Origin of the sequence: Paenibacillus sp. RC67 (assembly GCF_030020805.1) — a bacterium.
Lineage (GTDB): Bacteria > Bacillota > Bacilli > Paenibacillales > NBRC-103111 > Paenibacillus_S.
The window spans coordinates 4,748,528-4,765,863 of the sequence record NZ_CP125098.1 but is presented as its reverse complement, the minus strand read 5'-3'; the positions used below and the strand labels follow the sequence as shown (position 1 = coordinate 4,765,863).

The 17,336-nt window shown below is 45.5% G+C and carries 20 protein-coding genes; 15 read left to right on the top strand and 5 right to left on the bottom strand.

Annotated features, from left to right (window positions below; all coding sequences use genetic code 11):
* Positions 1 to 10 precede the first annotated feature (10 nt).
* The 5 genes from QMA13_RS21895 to hpaB all read left to right on the top strand — a co-directional run bounded on the left by QMA13_RS21895 (position 11) and on the right by hpaB (position 5,971).
* Complete coding sequence (locus tag QMA13_RS21895; RefSeq protein WP_282935856.1) at positions 11 to 1,339, top strand: ABC transporter substrate-binding protein; 1,329 nt, start codon at positions 11 to 13, stop codon at positions 1,337 to 1,339.
* Positions 1,340 to 1,525: 186 nt separating this feature from the next.
* Complete coding sequence (locus tag QMA13_RS21890) at positions 1,526 to 2,425, top strand: carbohydrate ABC transporter permease (protein WP_282935855.1); 900 nt, start codon at positions 1,526 to 1,528, stop codon at positions 2,423 to 2,425.
* 1 nt (position 2,426) lies between these two features.
* Positions 2,427 to 3,269, top strand: coding sequence for a carbohydrate ABC transporter permease (locus QMA13_RS21885; RefSeq protein ID WP_282935854.1), 843 nt, complete (start codon positions 2,427 to 2,429; stop codon positions 3,267 to 3,269).
* A 75-nt stretch (positions 3,270 to 3,344) separates the two neighbouring features.
* A complete protein-coding gene (locus QMA13_RS21880) occupies positions 3,345 to 4,370 on the top strand; it encodes a glycoside hydrolase family 88/105 protein (protein WP_282935853.1) in 1,026 nt (341 codons plus the stop codon).
* Between the two features lie 155 nt (positions 4,371 to 4,525).
* Positions 4,526 to 5,971: a 4-hydroxyphenylacetate 3-monooxygenase, oxygenase component gene (gene hpaB, locus QMA13_RS21875; RefSeq protein WP_282935852.1), complete on the top strand. Its 1,446-nt coding sequence runs from the start codon at positions 4,526 to 4,528 to the stop codon at positions 5,969 to 5,971.
* A 30-nt stretch (positions 5,972 to 6,001) separates the two neighbouring features.
* Here the strand turns inward: hpaB and QMA13_RS21870 are convergent, their stop codons facing one another.
* Positions 6,002 to 6,283, bottom strand: a complete 282-nt coding sequence (locus tag QMA13_RS21870) for a hypothetical protein (RefSeq protein WP_481858007.1) — start codon at positions 6,281 to 6,283, stop codon at positions 6,002 to 6,004.
* Between the two features lie 188 nt (positions 6,284 to 6,471).
* Between QMA13_RS21870 and QMA13_RS21865 the strand changes: the two genes are divergently transcribed.
* Positions 6,472 to 8,163: a GDSL-type esterase/lipase family protein gene (locus QMA13_RS21865; protein WP_282935850.1), complete on the top strand. Its 1,692-nt coding sequence runs from the start codon at positions 6,472 to 6,474 to the stop codon at positions 8,161 to 8,163.
* A 53-nt stretch (positions 8,164 to 8,216) separates the two neighbouring features.
* On the opposite strand, the gene QMA13_RS21860 is transcribed toward QMA13_RS21865, so the two are convergent.
* The 3 genes from QMA13_RS21860 to QMA13_RS21850 form a co-directional block, all read right to left on the bottom strand.
* Entirely contained in the window at positions 8,217 to 10,043 is a 1,827-nt protein-coding gene (locus QMA13_RS21860; protein ID WP_481858006.1) for an ABC transporter ATP-binding protein, read from the bottom strand.
* Positions 10,024 to 11,781 carry an ABC transporter ATP-binding protein gene (locus tag QMA13_RS21855; protein ID WP_282935849.1) on the bottom strand — a complete coding sequence of 586 codons (1,758 nt, stop codon included), beginning with the start codon at positions 11,779 to 11,781 and terminating at the stop codon, positions 10,024 to 10,026. The genes QMA13_RS21860 and QMA13_RS21855 overlap by 20 nt, the downstream gene beginning before the upstream one ends.
* Before the next feature lie 260 nt (positions 11,782 to 12,041).
* Positions 12,042 to 12,242, bottom strand: a complete 201-nt coding sequence (locus QMA13_RS21850; protein WP_282935848.1) for a spore gernimation protein GerPD — start codon at positions 12,240 to 12,242, stop codon at positions 12,042 to 12,044.
* Between the two features lie 94 nt (positions 12,243 to 12,336).
* Here QMA13_RS21850 and QMA13_RS21845 point away from each other — a divergent pair, with 94 nt between their 5' ends.
* The 7 genes from QMA13_RS21845 to QMA13_RS21815 are packed head-to-tail and all read left to right on the top strand — an operon-like array spanning position 12,337 to position 14,831.
* Entirely contained in the window at positions 12,337 to 12,591 is a 255-nt protein-coding gene (locus tag QMA13_RS21845) for a spore germination protein (RefSeq protein WP_282935847.1), read from the top strand.
* Entirely contained in the window at positions 12,588 to 12,791 is a 204-nt protein-coding gene (locus tag QMA13_RS21840) for a spore germination protein GerPB (RefSeq protein WP_282935846.1), read from the top strand. Before QMA13_RS21845 ends, QMA13_RS21840 begins: the two co-directional genes overlap by 4 nt.
* Before the next feature lie 60 nt (positions 12,792 to 12,851).
* A complete protein-coding gene (gerPC, locus tag QMA13_RS21835; protein ID WP_282935845.1) occupies positions 12,852 to 13,508 on the top strand; it encodes a spore germination protein GerPC in 657 nt (218 codons plus the stop codon).
* Complete coding sequence (locus QMA13_RS21830) at positions 13,508 to 13,681, top strand: spore gernimation protein GerPD (RefSeq protein WP_282935844.1); 174 nt, start codon at positions 13,508 to 13,510, stop codon at positions 13,679 to 13,681. Before gerPC ends, QMA13_RS21830 begins: the two co-directional genes overlap by 1 nt.
* A gap of 40 nt (positions 13,682 to 13,721) precedes the next feature.
* On the top strand, positions 13,722 to 14,105 hold the full coding sequence (locus QMA13_RS21825) for a spore germination protein GerPE (RefSeq protein WP_282935843.1): 384 nt from the start codon (positions 13,722 to 13,724) through the stop codon (positions 14,103 to 14,105).
* 23 nt (positions 14,106 to 14,128) lie between these two features.
* Positions 14,129 to 14,341 (top strand): spore germination protein, encoded by a 213-nt coding sequence (locus QMA13_RS21820; RefSeq protein ID WP_282935842.1) that lies wholly within the window; start codon positions 14,129 to 14,131, stop codon positions 14,339 to 14,341.
* A gap of 31 nt (positions 14,342 to 14,372) precedes the next feature.
* Positions 14,373 to 14,831 (top strand): Hsp20/alpha crystallin family protein, encoded by a 459-nt coding sequence (locus tag QMA13_RS21815; RefSeq protein ID WP_282935841.1) that lies wholly within the window; start codon positions 14,373 to 14,375, stop codon positions 14,829 to 14,831.
* Positions 14,832 to 14,876: 45 nt separating this feature from the next.
* Here QMA13_RS21815 and QMA13_RS21810 read toward each other — a convergent pair whose 3' ends face one another.
* Positions 14,877 to 15,887: an aldose 1-epimerase gene (locus QMA13_RS21810; protein WP_282935840.1), complete on the bottom strand. Its 1,011-nt coding sequence runs from the start codon at positions 15,885 to 15,887 to the stop codon at positions 14,877 to 14,879.
* A gap of 241 nt (positions 15,888 to 16,128) precedes the next feature.
* On the opposite strand from QMA13_RS21810, the gene QMA13_RS21805 reads away from it, so the two are divergent.
* The gene (locus QMA13_RS21805; RefSeq protein ID WP_282935839.1) at positions 16,129 to 16,311 is read left to right on the top strand and encodes a hypothetical protein; all 183 of its coding nucleotides are present in this window, start codon (positions 16,129 to 16,131) and stop codon (positions 16,309 to 16,311) included.
* A gap of 37 nt (positions 16,312 to 16,348) precedes the next feature.
* Positions 16,349 to 17,329, top strand: coding sequence for a phosphotransferase family protein (locus QMA13_RS21800; protein ID WP_282935838.1), 981 nt, complete (start codon positions 16,349 to 16,351; stop codon positions 17,327 to 17,329).
* Positions 17,330 to 17,336 lie beyond the last annotated feature (7 nt).

Genomic DNA, 17,336 nt, shown 5'->3' with positions numbered 1-17,336 from the left:
GGAAATAGAGATGAAGAAAGCGTTACCAATGGTTCTCTCGCTATCGATGGTTTTAACCGCTGCAGGCTGTGGAGGCGCGGCTTCCAGTGGAGATGCAGGCAAGAAAACGGATGCGGTAAGCTCGGGCACAGGCGCAGGAAGCAAAGATCCGGTGACTTTGCGTATTGCATGGTGGGGTGGTCAAGCAAGACATGACTACACATTGAAGGTTATTGAGCTGTATCAACAAAAAAATCCTAACGTAAAAATCGAAGCGGAATATGCTTCCTTTGACGACTATTGGAAGAAGCTAGCTCCGCAAGCGGCTGCTAACGGATTGCCGGATATCATTCAAATGGATATGTCTTACTTGAGCCAATTCGGTGGCAGAGGCCAGCTGGAAGATCTTCGTCCTTACACAACCAACGGCAAGCTTGATATGAGTGCGGTCAATGCTAATACACTGAAGAGCGGCGAGTACGACGGCAAGCTGTATCAAATCCCTCTTGGCGTTAATGCTCTGGGTGCTACGGTTGACCCGGATATGCTGGCTAAAGCCGGTGCAAGCATGCCTGCCAAAGATTGGACTTGGGATGATCTGGATGCCTTAGGCGCTAAACTAAAGGGCAGCGGTAAAATCTTGATGGACTACTTGCGGTATGATGTATTCTTCCCTTACTATTTGCGCACGGTTGATCAAAAAATGTACAGTGCTGACGGCACGAGCTTAGGTTATACAGATGATAAAGCATTCGTAGACTACTTCAAGCGTTACCAAAAAATGTATGATTCTGGTTATTTGCTAAGTCTAGATAAATTGGCACAAAAGAAATCCACTCCTGAAGATGATGAAATGGTTCTTGGCAACGCATTCGGCAGCTTTGCATGGTCCAATCAGTACGTAGCTTGGTCCGCTGCGGCTAAACGTAACACAGAACTCATTCCTATTCCAGGTCCTAATGGTAAAAAAGGCTTGTTCTTGAAACCTAGTATGGGCTTCTCCATTACTAAAAATTCGAAGCAAAAAGAAGAAGCGGCGAAATTCATTGACTTCTTCACCAACGATATTGATGCGAACAAAATTATTAAAGGCGAGCGCGGCGTGCCTATCTCCTCTAAAGTTAAGGAAGCACTTAAACCTAGCTTGACTCCAGCAGAAGCTAAAGTGTTCGACTATGTAGCTTGGGCTGAAACCAACAGCAGTCCTATGGATCCTCCGAACCCTGTCGGTTCTGTTGAAGTAGAAAAGCTGTTGAAAGACTTGAGCGAGCAAATCTTGTATAAGAAAATTTCAGTAGAAGATGCTGCGGCGAAGTTCCGTAAAGACGCCAATGCCATCCTGGCCAAAAATAAAAAGTAATCAGTGAAGCGGACCTAGACAATCTCCTATGAGAAGTCGGGTTCGCTTTTTTTATACGGAAAGCCGGAGTCTGTTTTTTAAACAAAATGAACGGTTTTTTGCATTCTTATAACGGAAGCCAATCTTTATAATGAGGATATAGAGCTAAGAGAAGCAAGCAAACTACATGCATAGGGGTTGAATTCCATGAAGCTGCGGGACAACAACAACGTCGTCGGATACGTGTTCACCGCTCCGTTTATCATCGGCTTTCTTATCTTCACGTTGTATCCTATTCTATCATCATTGTATTACTCATTTACCGAGTATAACTTGATGGAAGCCCCCCGATGGATCGGGTTTGATAACTACGTCAAAATCTTTACGGATGACGACAAAATATGGAAGTCATTTCAGGTTACGTTTACTTATGTTTTTGCCAGCGTTCCTCTGCGACTGGGCTTTGCCTTGATTGTAGCTATGCTATTGAACAAAGCAGCTCGCGGTATCGGCGTATATCGCTCAGCATACTATCTTCCTTCTCTGATCGGTGGCAGTGTGGCCGTATCGATCATGTGGACGCAAATTTTTGGCGATAAAGGGCTGCTAAATTCCTTCCTCGGTATGATCGGGATTCACACGGATACATCATGGATCGGTAGCCCTGGAACAGCACTATGGACATTAATCGCCTTGTCGGTATGGCAGTTCGGATCTTCGATGCTTATCTTCCTGGCGGGGCTGAAGAACATCCCTGCATCACTATACGAAGCGGCTAGTGTTGATGGAGCTAGCAGCGTTTATAAATTTTTCAAAATTACACTCCCGCTGCTTAGTCCTATCATTTTGTTTAACTTGATCATGCAAACGATTTCGGCCTTCATGACCTTTACTCCAGCCTATATCATCTCTCGAGGTGAGGGCGGACCATTGGATAACACGCTGCTGTATTCCTTGTACCTTTACCGTAGAGCATTCGTTTACTTCGAAATGGGTTACGCATCAGCTCTAGCATGGATCATGCTCATCATTATCGGTGTTATTACGTTAGTTATCTTCAAATCATCCAAGTATTGGGTGCATTACGAGGCGAAAGGAGACAAATAACATGGCTGGAACTAAACAGATTTCAAATGTCTTCTATCACTTGATCGTCGGCTTGCTGGCGCTGCTCATGCTGTATCCGATTATTTGGCTGGCGGTAAGCTCGCTCAAGCCCAATGGTGAAATATTCTCTCAAGCTTACAGCTTAATTCCTAGCCGGCTTGAGTTCGTGAACTACGTAACAGGGTGGAAAGGATTTGCAGGCAACACCTTCGGTACGTTTTTTAAAAACTCTTTTATCATTGTTATTTTTTCCACCATCGGCGCTGTAATTTCTTCCGCACTTGTCGCTTACGGATTAGCTAGAATTCCGTTCAAGGGAAGCGGTTTCTGGTTCGGCTGTGTGATGATGACGATGATGCTGCCTCATGACGTTACAGTCATTCCGCAATATGTAATGTTCGCTAAGCTGGAGTGGTTGTCTTCCTTCAAACCGATTATCGTACCTAGCTTTTTCGGAGTTCCGTTCTTTATCTTCCTGATTATGCAGTTTATTCGTACCATCCCGCCAGAGATGGATGAAGCGGCCAAAATGGACGGCTGCAATAAATACTCGATCTTTTTCCGTATTATCGTTCCGATGATCGTTCCATCTCTAGTAACGGCGACGATTTTCCAATTTTATTGGAAGTGGGATGACTTCATCAATCCGCTATTGTATTTGAACAAGCCTTCGCTGTATCCTGTATCGTTAGCACTGAAGCTGTTCTTGGATGGAGATTCGATCAACAACTGGGGCGGAATGTTCGCGATGTCCACGCTGTCGTTGCTACCTATCGTTATTGTGTTCTTTATATTCCAAAAATATATCGTTGAAGGCATCAGCACCAGCGGCTTGAAAGGTTAATTCGGTCATAGAACAATTATCGAGTCTGTTCGAGAAGCTCGGACAGACTCTCATCTTAGAGGAGGAATTATGGACATGCCAGCATTAATTTATGATGAACAAGAAATCAGAACCGTCATTGACCGCGTCGTTCGCCGTACTTTCCAAATGGACTACAATTGGGATTGGCCAGGCGGGGTTGCTTTTTATGGAGTAGCGGAAGCTTTTGAAGCGACAGGCAATCAGGAATATATCGAGCTGCTAAAAGCTTGGGTCGATGAACAGTTAGAAGACGGCTTGCCGAAGCTGACGGTGAACGGGGTTTCCATCGGGCATTCACTACTTAGCTTGTATAAAGCGACCGGAGACCAAAAATATTTGGATTTCGCCGTTCAAATGGCGGATTTCCTGAAGAATGACGCAGAACGGTTTGCTGATGGTATATTTCAGCATACAGTAAATTCTGAAGACTATAACTTTCCGGAGCAGGCTTGGGTAGATACGATGTTTATGGCAGGGTATTTCCTGGTTAGGATCGGAACGATGCTGAATCGCAACGATTATTTGGAGGATGGGATTAAGCAGTATCACGGTCATGAGGAGTTTTTGCAGGACCCGTCAACAAATTTGTACTATCACGGCTGGGACAATCTTGCGCAAAGCCACATGTCCGGCATTTACTGGGCGAGAGGAAACTCTTGGGCAGCTATTACGATGGCACGGGCATTAAAATTAATTCATGTAACCCATCCTTCGTTTATGATCATTGAAGGCTCATTGCGGGATCAGCTAGCAGCATTGGTGCGCCTGCAGTCCGAATCCGGTCTGTGGCACACGGTATTGAATGACCCGTCCTCCTACACGGAAACATCCGGATCGGCTGGGATTGCCGCGGCGCTGATTTCAAGCGGAAAGATGTACAATAAATATGTGAACAAGTCCGTGACAGGGATACTCAGCCGTATTGATGAAGACGGCTCGGTTAGAGGCGTTTCGGCAGGAACTGCGGTCATGCGCGATGCCGAAGGCTATAAAGGGGTGCCGCATAAGCGGATGCAGGGCTGGGGTCAAGGCTTGGCGTTGACCTTCTTATCCTCCTTATTGACTCGACAAGAGTGGTAAAAATTGATATGGAAATGTCGGCTGCTATAGCCGGCATTTTTTTGCGTTCAGAAGGGAAGAAGCTTCCCATATTTTTCAGAGGTAACTAAGCGGACGCCCTATCCATCTGCGAAGGCTCACGTATGATATAAAAATATCTGAAAGGTGGTTGCCTAATGCCGATCAAGAACGGAAAGCAGTATGTCGATCGTCTGAATAATTCCAATCCGCATGTCTGGGTTCGTGGGAAGCGGGTGAGCGGTTCCGTATCCAGCCATCCTGCATTTCATGGGCTCATATCGACTCAAGCGGAGCTCTATGATATGCAGGGGCAGGATGAATATAGGTCGAGGATGACTTATACTTCTCCAACAACCGGGGATCCGGTAGGATTATCGTTTCTACGTCCTGAATCCCGCGAAGATCTGGAGAAACGAAGAATCATGATGTCATTATGGTCCGATCGCCATCACGGTTTGTTGGGCCGTGCACCGGACTATATGAATACCGCCATCATGGCATTCGGTGCAGCGGCAGACTTGCTGAAGGAGAATAATCCACAATACGCAGAGAACATGAAGAATTACTATGAGTACTGCAAGGAAAAGGATATTACGCTCTCGCATGCGTTTATCCTGCCTCCAACCGCGAGAATGACCAGCTTTATGCAGACTTTGGAAGAACCGGATGCACCGAGGGTCATGGAGAAGACGAAGGATGGGATTGTCGTCAGCGGTGCTTTCCTGCTGGCGACCCAAGGCGCTACGGCGGATGAAATTCTTATTTTCCCTCCGGCCCTTCCTTCATTTGCTGACGAGAATCCTCATGCCTTTGCCTTTGCAATTCCCAATAATCTTCCTGGTTTAAAATTTATTTGCAGAGAAAGTCTGGTTGCAGGAGATTCCGAATCCGATTATCCGCTTAGCTCGAAGTTCGAGGAGATGGATACGCTGGTTGTGTTAGATCATGTTCTTGTGCCGCATGAACGAGTGTTTATATATGGGGATGAGACCCTATTAGCAAAATTTATCGAAGAAAGCCATTTTCACACCCATGCTACGCATCAAGTTTTATGTCGATACATTGCTAAGACGGAATTGATGCTGGGAACCATTGAGTCCATTGTGCAGATGCTTGGCCTTCGTGCCTATTCGCAGGTAATAGAAAAAGTCTCGGAAGTGATTACGGTACTGGAAACGTTAAAAGCATTGCTCATCGCATCAGAGGTTCAAGCGAAACCCGACCAATGGGGCACGATGCTTCCGAATCCAGCTTCATTCTACACAGCGAACTGCCTTTATCCTAAAGTGATTCCGCGGATGATGGATATCATTCAACTGCTCGGGGCAAGTGGCTTGGTGATGCTTCCTAATGATCTTGATTTTCAATCAGAGATCGGTGGGGAATTGTCGAGGTATTTAAAAGGCGTCGATACCGATGCGCAATTAAAGGTACGCCTGTTCCGTCTGGCTTGGGAGCTTAGCACCAGTTCCTTTGCCGGAAGGCAGAGCTTGTATGAGCGTTTCTTCTTCGGGGATTCTGTGAAGGTCTCATCACGGCTGTACTACAATTATGCCAATAAGGAAGCTTATGCGGATAAAGTGAGGAGTTTGTTGACTTAGTAAAAAACGCTGAACGTAAGTTCAGCGTTTTTAACGGTGTCTGGCAAAGCTGTATTTGAAATAGCTGAGGAACAGCAGTATTGCAGTAATAATATGGCAGATCATGCCTACAATCGGAATCCAAGCAATACACGAAGTGATGATCCCTGCAATACTGCCGTGCATGTCTTTGTATTCTTTCATTGATAGTACTAGCGTAATGATGTGGAGGACGAACATCATAAATAATGGAACGTAGCCAAACCCGATGACAATGGACCCGCCTAGTATCGGAATTCCGAGTATGCCTTCCAGCAGGGCCGTTATAAGCATAAATATCCTTGCATTGCTCACCGTATTCATCCTTTCAAGAATCATTTGATCCTAATCATTATTCGGCATTAAAGATGAAACCCCTTCAATCTATGACAAATTTCAACTTCATTTCCCAAATCAATCCAATGGAACACGTTAACATGTTATAATAAGGAAGAAGAAAATAATGGGAGGATTCACGACAGATGGGGACTTTGTTTCAAAAGGATGGGGTTGTACCCAGTTCGATTACGATCGCCTTTTTGGGCGATAGCATAACCGATAAAGGACGTTACATTGCCTTTATGCAGGCTTACTTTGCACAGCATATGCCTAGTCAAAATCTAACATTCATCAATCTTGGAGTAAACAGTGAAACCGCTTCCGGACTTAGTGAGCCTGAGCATCCTTTTCCGCGTCCTTGTGTCCACGAGCGGATTGATGCCATATTAAAAGAAAGCAAACCGGACTGGGTTGTCGTTTGCTATGGGATGAATGATGGCATTTATCATCCTTTCTCTGAAGAGCGCTTCGCAGCCTATCGAGACGGAATGCTTTCCCTGATTCATAAAATAAAACAAGCGGGTGCCAAAGCCATTGTAATGACACCGCCTCCATTTGATGTAAAATCGATTAAGCGTGATTTGGAGGAGGGAGCCATAACGGGAGAAGCAGATGCCTATAGTCCTTCTTACAGCTGGAAAAATCCTTACGCCCATTATAATGATGTTCTAAAAAAGTATGCTGAATGGTGTCTTTCTCTTCGAGATGAAACGGACGCCGTGATCAATATACATGATCCATTGGCCAAAGACTTTGGGCTGGCACACGCACAAAATCCCGATTATTCGTCGGGTGATGGAATTCATCCGAATGCTAGAGGCCACTGGGTTATTGCTCAGACACTCCTTAGTCGGCTTTTCAACATTGCATTGGAGCGGATTCCGGAGTTTGTTCGCCTGCCGGAAACCGAGCTGCCACAGTGGTTTGCGTTAGTGGTAAAACGCCATCGTCTGCTAAGTGCGGGGTGGAAAGAGCATGTGGGTCACACGAACCCGAATAAGACAACGGCACTTCCGTTAGCACAGGCAATGGCTGCAGCTGTTGAGCTGGACGTGGAGATACATAACTCGTTATCCGAATTCAATCTCACGAGTGGAAGCACCACCTCGGAGTGGAAAGGTTATTCCCGGACCGACTATTATTTTGAAGGGCGGGAAGTGATTGTCGTTGCTCCGCAAACCCCGGTAGCCGGTCGGCCTTGGATTTGGCGAACGGAATTTTTCAACGCTTTTGCTTACGCGGATATGGCTTTGCTTGAACAGGGCTGGCATATCGCATATTACCGACTAAGCAATATGTACGGCTGTCCGGGAGCTGTGGAGCGTATGCATCGTTTTCACGCTCATGTCATACAGAAGTATGAGCTGGGAGCGAAACCAGTATTATTCGGCTTCAGCCGCGGTGGGTTGTATGCGGTCCAGTATGCATCGGCCCATCAGGACGATGTAATGGCGCTTTATCTGGATGCGCCGGTGCTAGACATATCCAGTTGGCCTGGGGGCAAAGGAAGCGGCAGTCCATCGCTGCAAAATTGGGAGGACTGCTTAGCGGTGTACGGGCTAACTGAGCGAACGGCAGCTGATTTTAAAGGGAATCCCTTGGACAAGGCAGAGATTTTGGCGAATGCAAGGATTCCAATCTTAATTGTTGCCGGGGATGCAGATGAATCGGTACCGCTGAATGAGAACTCGGCCATACTTGAAAAGAAGCTGAATCAATTGGGCTGCCCTTTGCAGGTTATTATCAAACCAGGAGTAGGTCATCATCCTCACAGCCTGGAGCAGCCGCAGCCTATTGTTGATTTTATGAATTCCGTAATCGCAAACCGCATATAACAGCAAACGCTCCGACTAGAGGCGAATCGCCTGCTAGCCGGAGCGTTTTTTTCTTACATTGAGCCCATGGCCATTTTACCTTGAGAATGGCGGTACAACTGGTCATAATAGCCTTGCAGCTCGATCAGCTGTGTATGATTGCCTTCTTCGACTATTTCCCCTTGTCTCATGACAATGATGCGATCTGCCTGCATGATCGTAGATAAGCGATGCGCAATAACGAGAGTCGTCCGACCGGCTGAAACCACATTCAGTGCCGTTTGAACCAATTGCTCGGTCTGAGAGTCCAGATTTGCGGTAGCTTCATCGAGTATCAATATTTTTGGCTGGAATACAACGATTCTTGCGAAGGAGATCAGTTGACGCTCCCCTGCAGATAGGCCGCTGCCTCTTTCGGACAGCTTAGTGTCGTACCCGTCTTTCAATCGTTGAATAAGCGAATCCGCACCCACGAATGTGCAGGCTTCAATAACCTGTTCCCGACTGATCGATTCATCGAACAATCTCACATTGTCAACAATACTTCCGGAGTAAAGGAACGGCTCCTGCTGAACAAGTCCGATGATCCGGTGAAGCTGTTCTTGAGGAATGCTCCGTATATCGGTTCCGTCGATAAGAATGCTTCCTTTGTTCACATCATAGAATCGGCATAACAGACTCATAAGCGAGCTTTTACCTGCACCGGTCGTTCCAACGATTCCGATCATTTCACCGGCTTTGATGTGCAGATCAAGGTCACGGATCACTGGAATTCCTTCTTGATACCCGAATTGAACATGATTGTAGTCAATTTGGCCTTTTACCTCAGCTAAGTTCACTTGAACAGGGCTGTCGGCATCCTTGATGTCCGGTTTGACAGAGAAGATTCGATGCAGCCGGTCCATGGAAACGGTGGTGGACTGAAGCGTGTTCCACTGTTGGGTAATGGAGTTGATTGGCTGGAAAAACTGGCGTATATACGTAATGAAGGCATAAAGAACACCGAATTCTATCGTATGATGAAATACAGCCATTCCCCCGATCCATGTTAAGAATGCGACCGATAGATTGCCTAGAATATCAAAGGATCGGTTGAATAGCACGTTGGTGCGAATTTCACGCAAGTTGGCCCGATAGTAACGGGTGTTTTGCTCGGTGAATCGTTTCTCTTGTTCTTTTTCCTGATGAAAAGCCTGAATCAAATTCATGCCTGCCAAATTTTCTGCGACAAAGGCGATTAAGCGGGACAGCTGCGTACGCGCGATTTGATAGGTCTTGCGCATATACGAGCGGAAGCCAATGGCTATAATCGCGATAATAGGCAGTAAAATCATGCTGTAGCCTGCCAATACAGGGTCTAAATGGAACATTAGGAGGATGATGAACACCAAGGTCATCCCATCGCGGATCAAGCTCAAGAACACTTGAGTAAAAAATTGGTTAAGCGATTCCGTATCGCTTGATACGTGAGTAACGAGACTACCGCTTTGAAACCGGTCGAAGAACGGCATGGACAGCTTGGAAATATGCTCGAACAGCTCTTTCCTAATACGACCTACAATGCGTTGTCCGGTGAACTGGAGCAAATTGTTCTGAATGTAGGTGAATACAAGACTGATGACGGAGAGCAGCAAGTAAACGCCGCAGATCATAATCAGCATATTAAAATCGTTCTTGCCAATGAGCAAATTGTTATCGATGGCGATTTTCACCAAGTAAGGCTGGAGCAAATCGGCCGCGATAACAAGCATCGTACAGCAAAAGATAAGCAAAAACTTCCAGCGATGAGGTTTCGCATAAGCTAACGTAGAACGAAAGGCAGCCTGCCGGTCTTCCTTGCTGACGTGGTAAGCGCTGCTGATCTCCTCCGGCGGCTTCATACTACCTGTTTCCTTCGGCATAACGGGTTCCCTCCTCCTGAATGGAATATAGGGTAGCGTAAATTCCTTCCTCCGCCATCAATTGATGGTGAGTTCCCCGCTGTACGATCTTTCCCTCATCCAGTACTATAATTTCATCTGCATGCTTGATGGCGCTTATCCGGTGTGCGATAATAATCGTCGTTTTATTTTTCCGACCGAGGCGCAAGTTTTCGATGATTTTCGTTTCAGTTACCGCATCGACCGCGCTGACACTGTCGTCGAGAATTAATATTGGAGCATTCTTGATGAAGCCTCTCGCCAAGCTTGTTCTTTGTCTCTGACCCCCCGACAAAGTGACTCCGCGCTCGCCGAGCTTCGTTTCGAATTGGTTGGGAAATTCCATAATATTATCATGAATTTGTGCCTGCTTGGATGCTTTGGCAATGGCATCAAATTCGGAATCCCTTTTAAAGAAGGCGATGTTGTCGCGAATCGTCGTACTGAACAGGAAGCCGTCTTGCGGCACGTAAGCGATATCATTTCTAAGACTCTCTAGAGTGAGATTACGGATATCATCACTTCCGATCATAATGGTTCCTTCAGGAGGCTCATAGATACGCAGCAGCAGTTTCACAAGAGTGGTTTTGCCGCTTCCGGTTTTTCCGATGATACCTACCGTCTTGCCAGGCTGTATCGTCAGGTTGATATCGTGCAGCGCAGGTTTCGGTGAATCCGGGTATGCAAACGTTAAACCTTTGATGCGAAGACCAGCTGAATTAAGCTGCAGCGGCTTTGCTTGGGCCGATTCTTGAATGTCAGGCTTAAGATCGAGCAGCTGATTGATCCGTTCGAGCGACGCACGTGATCTTTGCATGGTATTGATGACGTTACCGATTTGCTGCAAAGGGTTCACCATCATCCGCAGGTATAAAGTGAGGGAGACGAAGTTACCTAACGTGATTTGATGTTGTATGGTCAAGTATCCGCCGTACAGGATCGAGACAATCAGCGATAGCGCTCCCAAAAATGGCAGTATAGCTTGAAATAGAGAAGAAAGTCTGACTAGACGCAGCTGATTATCTGTAATGTTATCGACCGTTTTACCGAAACGGTTCCGCATAATGGGTTCAACTGCGAATTTTTTCGTAACGCGGATTCCGCCGAATTGTTCTTCTGCTGATTCTGTCATTTTAGCTAATGATTCCTGTACCTTCATGGAACGCTTACGAATAAGCGGACCGAAATACACCACAACGACGGGAATAGCAAGCAGAGGGATAATACAGATAAGAATGAGATTTAGAGGAATGGCGGTCAGTGACATCATTACGATAACAGAAATGATGAGAATAACGGCATTCGCCGTTTGGTTAAACCCGCTAGATATGGCCTCTCTAACACTCGTCACATCGTTCATCACATAGCTTAACAGCCGTCCAACGCCATTCTTTGAATAATAGCTTTCACTGAGCGTTAAGAAATGCTGGAATAGTCTGCGTCGGGTGAAAAATTCGAACCGTCTCCCGAGGCGCATCACCGTGTATTGACCAAGGCCGACCAAAACACCATAAATAAGGCCAATTTCCAACAATAGGACGCTGTAATCAACAATGGTATTTTGCGTTATCCCATCGGTTTGCAGCTGATCGGTGAAATTGCCTAGTACCTTCGGATAATAAGATTGAGTAATATTTGCCACACTTGTAAACAGTAGCGCCAACAAATAAAATAACCAATGCGCTTTAAGGTAATCCGTTAAAAGCCGTCGATCTTTCAATAGAATCCACATCCTGTTTGTTTTTATGGTCTCGATTTTTAATTATACTTCGGCACACTAAATATTTCATCTGCCCTTAGCATACTGTAGATGCTATTTTTCGAGCGATACCACGAGTATAGGAGAATAACAGCTGTTATTCTTCCAATATCTCCTTTTTACGGCTAATACAAGGTTAATATGAAAAAAAGACAAAACGGACTGATACGCCATCCGACTTTGTCCTATATGTTAAAGACATAAAACCATTTACTTCGATACTATGACTCCTCTTGCTGATTCCTACGTACAGGGTTCAGAGGGATATTGGGGCTATATACAAACGAGCTTGCAGGTGTATCAAAGTAAGAAGAGGTTGCAATAGTCTCGGCATCTCCTACTAGTACAAGGGAAGCTCCCCCGACACCACTAATTTTCATATCCCCGACATGAATGCACTTGTTATTCACGGTTATCTTCATTGTACGCTTATCCCCTTTCTAGAAATGGATGAATACATGGAAACCCCCGTCATAAACTACAATAAGGACATTTTATTAAAAAGGATGTCGTGATATGCCAGCATTGGTTGGAGTGATTAATGTCAATATTATAAGCGGCGTGTTCAACGTTGGCGATGTCGGAATCATCTCTCCAAGTACCTTCAGTACAACATATGCAGGTGGGGGATCATTCAATTCCGGCAACACGTTGAATATTCATAATGAGCCGAGCGTGATCAATGTGTATGATACGGCAACATTTGAGGAAAGAAGCCTTACGGCCGCACCGAATATCACAAGTATCCAGGAGGTGGGGCAGACATCATGAATTTGTTTATCCAACAAAACATTGTCATTCATACTTTAAGAATCGAAGCGATATCGAACTCATCAGTCCTCCAGATTGGCAGTGCAGGGATCATCAAGCCGGTTTCCCAGCTGTTTAATACCGGTGGATTCAGTGGGCCAGCTCCGGCTGTGGGAGGATCCATAGTTCCTTTTATTCCATTATCTGAACCTAGAATATAAGTTGGATTGAAACATTCCGCAGTATAAACCCGGCAGGTATTGTGGGAGAGGTTGATCACTATGTACTACTTGAGCCCCGAAATGATGCGCTACATACAGCAGGTGAATGAGTGCTTACAATACCAGAATCAGCAAATACAGCAGCTGAATGACTATATACAATACCAGAATGAGCAAATAAAACAGCTTAATGAAAAAATGGATGGGCTGATGAAGGAAGTCAATGCGTTGAAAGGGAAGAACACCGAGCCGCCTGTGGTACGCAATGAATACCGGTTTGATTTGTTAAAGGTGGAGAAGCTCGAAGGCACATTGAACATCGGCATTAATCCTAATGCAAAGGACTCAGACTCCTCGATAGACGAATTTTCCGTTGGGCAGTCTGTCAGTGCGCCTTCAACCGATGACACGAATCCTTCCCAGATGTACGAGGGAATCCAGAGCAAAGTGGATGATTATTTCAGCAACGGGGCTTATCAGGCGTTGGAGCAGTACGAGCAGATGTATCAGAATCCGCTTGATGAACCGTACCGGAGATTTATTTTGGACGATGTTAAAAAACAAATCGATAAACGGATCCAATATTATATGAACAAAATGGGCTCGGAACGGGGCTCAGGGAAGCAGGATTCTATTTTTCAAGAAGTGAAACGGGATATCGAAAGAACCTTTGAAGCTTTTATCAAAAATCTGCCGCGTAGGGACGGAGGGGTTTAATGGAGTTCAACGTCATCAATGGTGAGATCAATGTTAACAAGATCGATATTACATATCTAAGTACTTCTTCCGTATTCTTCGTTGGGGATATCAGGACGGTAACTTTGTACGGTGCATTCGAGTCACCTCCGGAGAAAGTGATTGTCGGGGTAACGATTCCTTTTATTGAATAGCTGTTTGTAAGTAGATGTGCCAGTCTAAGGAGGCGGTAAAGTGGATCGGAGAGTGTCGACGGTTGGGTATTTGAAAGTTAACACGTTGGGGACAGCAACCGTACTCGAAGTTGGAGATTCCGATCAGCTTACCCCGTTTAATTATACGATAGCGGTACAGAGGGAGAAGGCGATATTTGTTCAGAATGAATTTCGCTTCTCTGATTATAGCTTGTTCTCGCGTCACTTGCTGGACCCGATCATCGATGAAAGCTTGTACATGAAGCGAACCAATGTAACGCCTAACATAACGGTGAATAAAATCAATATTTTCTTGGTCTCTTCCTCCTCTATTGCTCATATCGGCTCGAGTGAAAATTTGCTAGCCCAGTCACGGATCAAGCATATTCGGCATTTACTGAAAGAAAGACCCGCTGCGACGTGAGTCTTTTGGAAGGGGGAATTGCTTTGCCATCAATTGTTCAGTCCGTAAATATAAACAGCAATAGCGGGACGGTCAATTTTGGAGATGCACTGAGCATTTCACCAACCACTAATACGAAATCCGTTTCAGGTCAAGGCGGAAGCAATACAGGAAATATCGTCAACACGTTAAATGGCGCGAATATAAATAATGTGTCGGATGCAGCGTTAATCGATCAGCCTACGGCTACGCTGTAATGAATGGATAGTCAACAAGGGAGGGCAAAACATGGATCCCAACAACAATAATCCCTTTTCGAGATTTGACTGGAACCAGTTTGAAAATTATTTCCGTGGTATGCTGCCTCAAAGCTCGGATGATCCGAAGAACAAGTCCCATTGGGTAGAAGATTATGTTCAGCAAATATTAAAGGAAAGCATACCTCCCGGACAATCCTATACCAACGTTAGCCACTACGACACGGAAATCGTGGAAACACTGGATCATCTTCTATTGAAAATTATGATTCCAGACAAGACTCAAGCTCAAAAACTTAACGTCCATGCGGCAGATCACCAGGTTAAGCTGGAAGGAAAGGATCAGCAGGCAGTACAATGGTTCCGCCTTCCACACCCTGTTGATCCAATAAGCTGTAAAGCGGAATATAAAGAAGGGGCTATACAATTACGTATGCGAAAGCGGACTAAGGAAGAGCCGTTTCATCAAGTGGATGTTGAATTTGGATAGGAAGAAAGGGCAAAGAACGTAATGTTCTTCTGCCCTTTTGGGTTTTCACTGCTTTTGCGGAATACAGTACAAACGGCCGGTTTCTTCCCAAATCTCTCCTGGCTCTAAAGAGAGCAAGCCGATCTGTTCGGCTGGAAGATTGACGGATGGAGCATTGACCAAATTGATCTGAGGCTCAGGGCAGAAAAAGCCTTCGGTAGCGTTATTATTCCAGATCATCCATTGCTTGAACGAAGTACCCACATCATAAACGAGTGTGACGCGGTTACGGGTATCCGTCAGCTCCATTCGATTCCGTCCGTTTTGCGGCTGTGACGTATAATGGTTGTCCATAGGCTCGAAAAAAGGAGAGATCCCCGTAGTTTTCATGAGCTCCTCCTCGGCAGTGAGCAGCTGGAATTGTCCAGTCGGAAGCATCCGATCGTTTAAGGCCCATCGTTGTCCTGTCGTCATTTTGAATCGGTAATCCGACGCAAGGCTGTTGGCAGCAAACGGTGCGTTGATAGAAGTATGAAATGCTAACAGGCAAGGCATAGAATCCGTTCCGTCGTTGCGAACGAGGATATGTTGATGTAAACCCAGCTCGTTTAATGTGTAGCTCAGTTTAATAGTAAATTCGTGTGGGAAGTAACGATAAACCGGGTGCTCTGTACCGACTTGTTGTACAAGCGTAATCCGGCTGGCATGCTCGTCTGCGCTGAACTGCTCTACAGTCCAGGGGATATTATGTAAAAATCCGTGCAGATGGTTTCCTGTGCTTGGTTCGTTGACCGGAAATTCGTAGCATTTGCCGTTCCAAGGGAACTTGCCGTCCTCATATCGGTTCGGGGGAAAGAGTACCGGAATTCCATGAATAATCGGTTTTTCTTTGAAGGATTCCATTTCTTCCGGTGCTGGTTCGTGCAAAAAACGGTATTGATTCACGTTATCGCGAAATGCGATACAATTGCCGCCAATCTCAGGTAAAATAACGGCTTCGTAAGGCCCGTAGGTCAGCCATACAGCTGGCTCACCTTGGTAAGGGGCCTCATAGGCTTGGGATTGAAGAGTAACCATCACTGCCTCCTGTTTTCTATGTATGATATCATTTCAAGCATACCATACGGGATGGACGAGTAGAATCGAATTAAGAGAAAATTGTAAATGGTATTTGGGGAAAAGAGGATATCCCCCATTCCTCCCGAAATAAAAATAAGAATTTACATAAGGATTTGTACAACCGTTTCTGTTAAGGGACCCGGACGGACATTGGCTTGCTTTACAGCAGTATATAAAAATGGGCGAGGTGAGCGAAGCTATGATTGAGAAGTACCCTCTGGTAAATGAACCCGGACGTACGATGATTGTTTTTGCAAAAGACGGCAAGTTCTACGGTCATATTGTGAAGGATAAAACGGATAAAGCCCCGGCGAAATTTGTTTTTGAAACGCCAAGATTTCAAACGATTGAAGAATTGAAAGCGGAATATCCGGGAAGCTGATGAGATTCATCCATTATTACTATGAGGAGTCGGGTTAATGAAAGAAGGGTGGGAACGAACAGGAGAGCCTGCCTCGCTAAACGTGAAGCAGTTAAACAAAATGATTCAGTCTGCCTTTCCAGGTAAACGGATCCGTACCGCTGAGCGGCTGGGTGTCGGTTTAAGCAATTCCAATTATAAAATCGTACTGGAGCAAGGCAACACCCCCTATGTGCTCCGATTATACAGAGGAAACTCAACGGTTGCTGCTAAAGAGCAGGATATAGCTAACTGGGTTCGTGGTACTGTACCTGTAGCAGAGTTCATACACTTGGATGCAAGCTGCACCATTTACGATCAGTCTTGGGCTGTGCTGGAGTGGAAAGAAGGAGGTCTCTTACATGACGTTCTGAAGAATGGAACAAACGAGGATATAGTTTCAGCCGCTGCTTCTGTCGGGAGCACTCTTGCTCAAATCCACCGCTATAGTTTTTCAGAATCCGGATTCATCGAAAAGGATTTGTGTATTTCTCAACCGATTCCCATGAACGGCGAGCAATTTATAGTCATCCTCGAACAGATGATATTTCAAAGCCCATGCGCTAGATGGCTCGGGGAGGAGCTCACTCAGAAGCTTTGGTCATTGTGCCAAGTTAATGCCTCCTTATTGTCGCAAGCGGATGAAAAGCCGGTTCTAGTTCATTCTGATTTCAATGGATTGAATATATTGATTCAGCAGGATCAATCAGGATGCACCGTATCGGCAGTTCTTGATTGGGAGTTCGCCTTCTCCTGGAGGCGGCATGTCGATATTGCCAATATGCTCCGTTATGAAGAGGAAGGATCACATTTCGAACGGCATTTTATACAGGCTTATATGGAGCATGGGGGAGTACTTCAGGAAAACTGGAAGCTAGTATCCAAATTGGAGGATCTCGTTGCATTATGCGATATGCTAAGCCATTGTACTGAGGATATGTCCAACCGGATACGTGATCTCAAGCAATTAGTTGCTAACACCGTTCAACGCTATGGATAGAACACAA

Coding starts and splice junctions, on each gene's coding strand:
- QMA13_RS21895 (WP_282935856.1), top strand. CDS start 11: ATGAAGAAAGCGTTACCAATGGTTCTCTCGCTATCGATGGTTTTAACC.
- QMA13_RS21890 (WP_282935855.1), top strand. CDS start 1,526: ATGAAGCTGCGGGACAACAACAACGTCGTCGGATACGTGTTCACCGCT.
- QMA13_RS21885 (WP_282935854.1), top strand. CDS start 2,427: ATGGCTGGAACTAAACAGATTTCAAATGTCTTCTATCACTTGATCGTC.
- QMA13_RS21880 (WP_282935853.1), top strand. CDS start 3,345: ATGCCAGCATTAATTTATGATGAACAAGAAATCAGAACCGTCATTGAC.
- hpaB (WP_282935852.1), top strand. CDS start 4,526: ATGCCGATCAAGAACGGAAAGCAGTATGTCGATCGTCTGAATAATTCC.
- QMA13_RS21870 (WP_481858007.1), bottom strand. CDS start 6,283: ATGCTTATAACGGCCCTGCTGGAAGGCATACTCGGAATTCCGATACTA.
- QMA13_RS21865 (WP_282935850.1), top strand. CDS start 6,472: ATGGGGACTTTGTTTCAAAAGGATGGGGTTGTACCCAGTTCGATTACG.
- QMA13_RS21860 (WP_481858006.1), bottom strand. CDS start 10,043: ATGCCGAAGGAAACAGGTAGTATGAAGCCGCCGGAGGAGATCAGCAGC.
- QMA13_RS21850 (WP_282935848.1), bottom strand. CDS start 12,242: ATGAAGATAACCGTGAATAACAAGTGCATTCATGTCGGGGATATGAAA.
- QMA13_RS21845 (WP_282935847.1), top strand. CDS start 12,337: ATGCCAGCATTGGTTGGAGTGATTAATGTCAATATTATAAGCGGCGTG.
- QMA13_RS21840 (WP_282935846.1), top strand. CDS start 12,588: ATGAATTTGTTTATCCAACAAAACATTGTCATTCATACTTTAAGAATC.
- gerPC (WP_282935845.1), top strand. CDS start 12,852: ATGTACTACTTGAGCCCCGAAATGATGCGCTACATACAGCAGGTGAAT.
- QMA13_RS21830 (WP_282935844.1), top strand. CDS start 13,508: ATGGAGTTCAACGTCATCAATGGTGAGATCAATGTTAACAAGATCGAT.
- QMA13_RS21815 (WP_282935841.1), top strand. CDS start 14,373: ATGGATCCCAACAACAATAATCCCTTTTCGAGATTTGACTGGAACCAG.
- QMA13_RS21810 (WP_282935840.1), bottom strand. CDS start 15,887: ATGGTTACTCTTCAATCCCAAGCCTATGAGGCCCCTTACCAAGGTGAG.
- QMA13_RS21805 (WP_282935839.1), top strand. CDS start 16,129: ATGATTGAGAAGTACCCTCTGGTAAATGAACCCGGACGTACGATGATT.
- QMA13_RS21800 (WP_282935838.1), top strand. CDS start 16,349: ATGAAAGAAGGGTGGGAACGAACAGGAGAGCCTGCCTCGCTAAACGTG.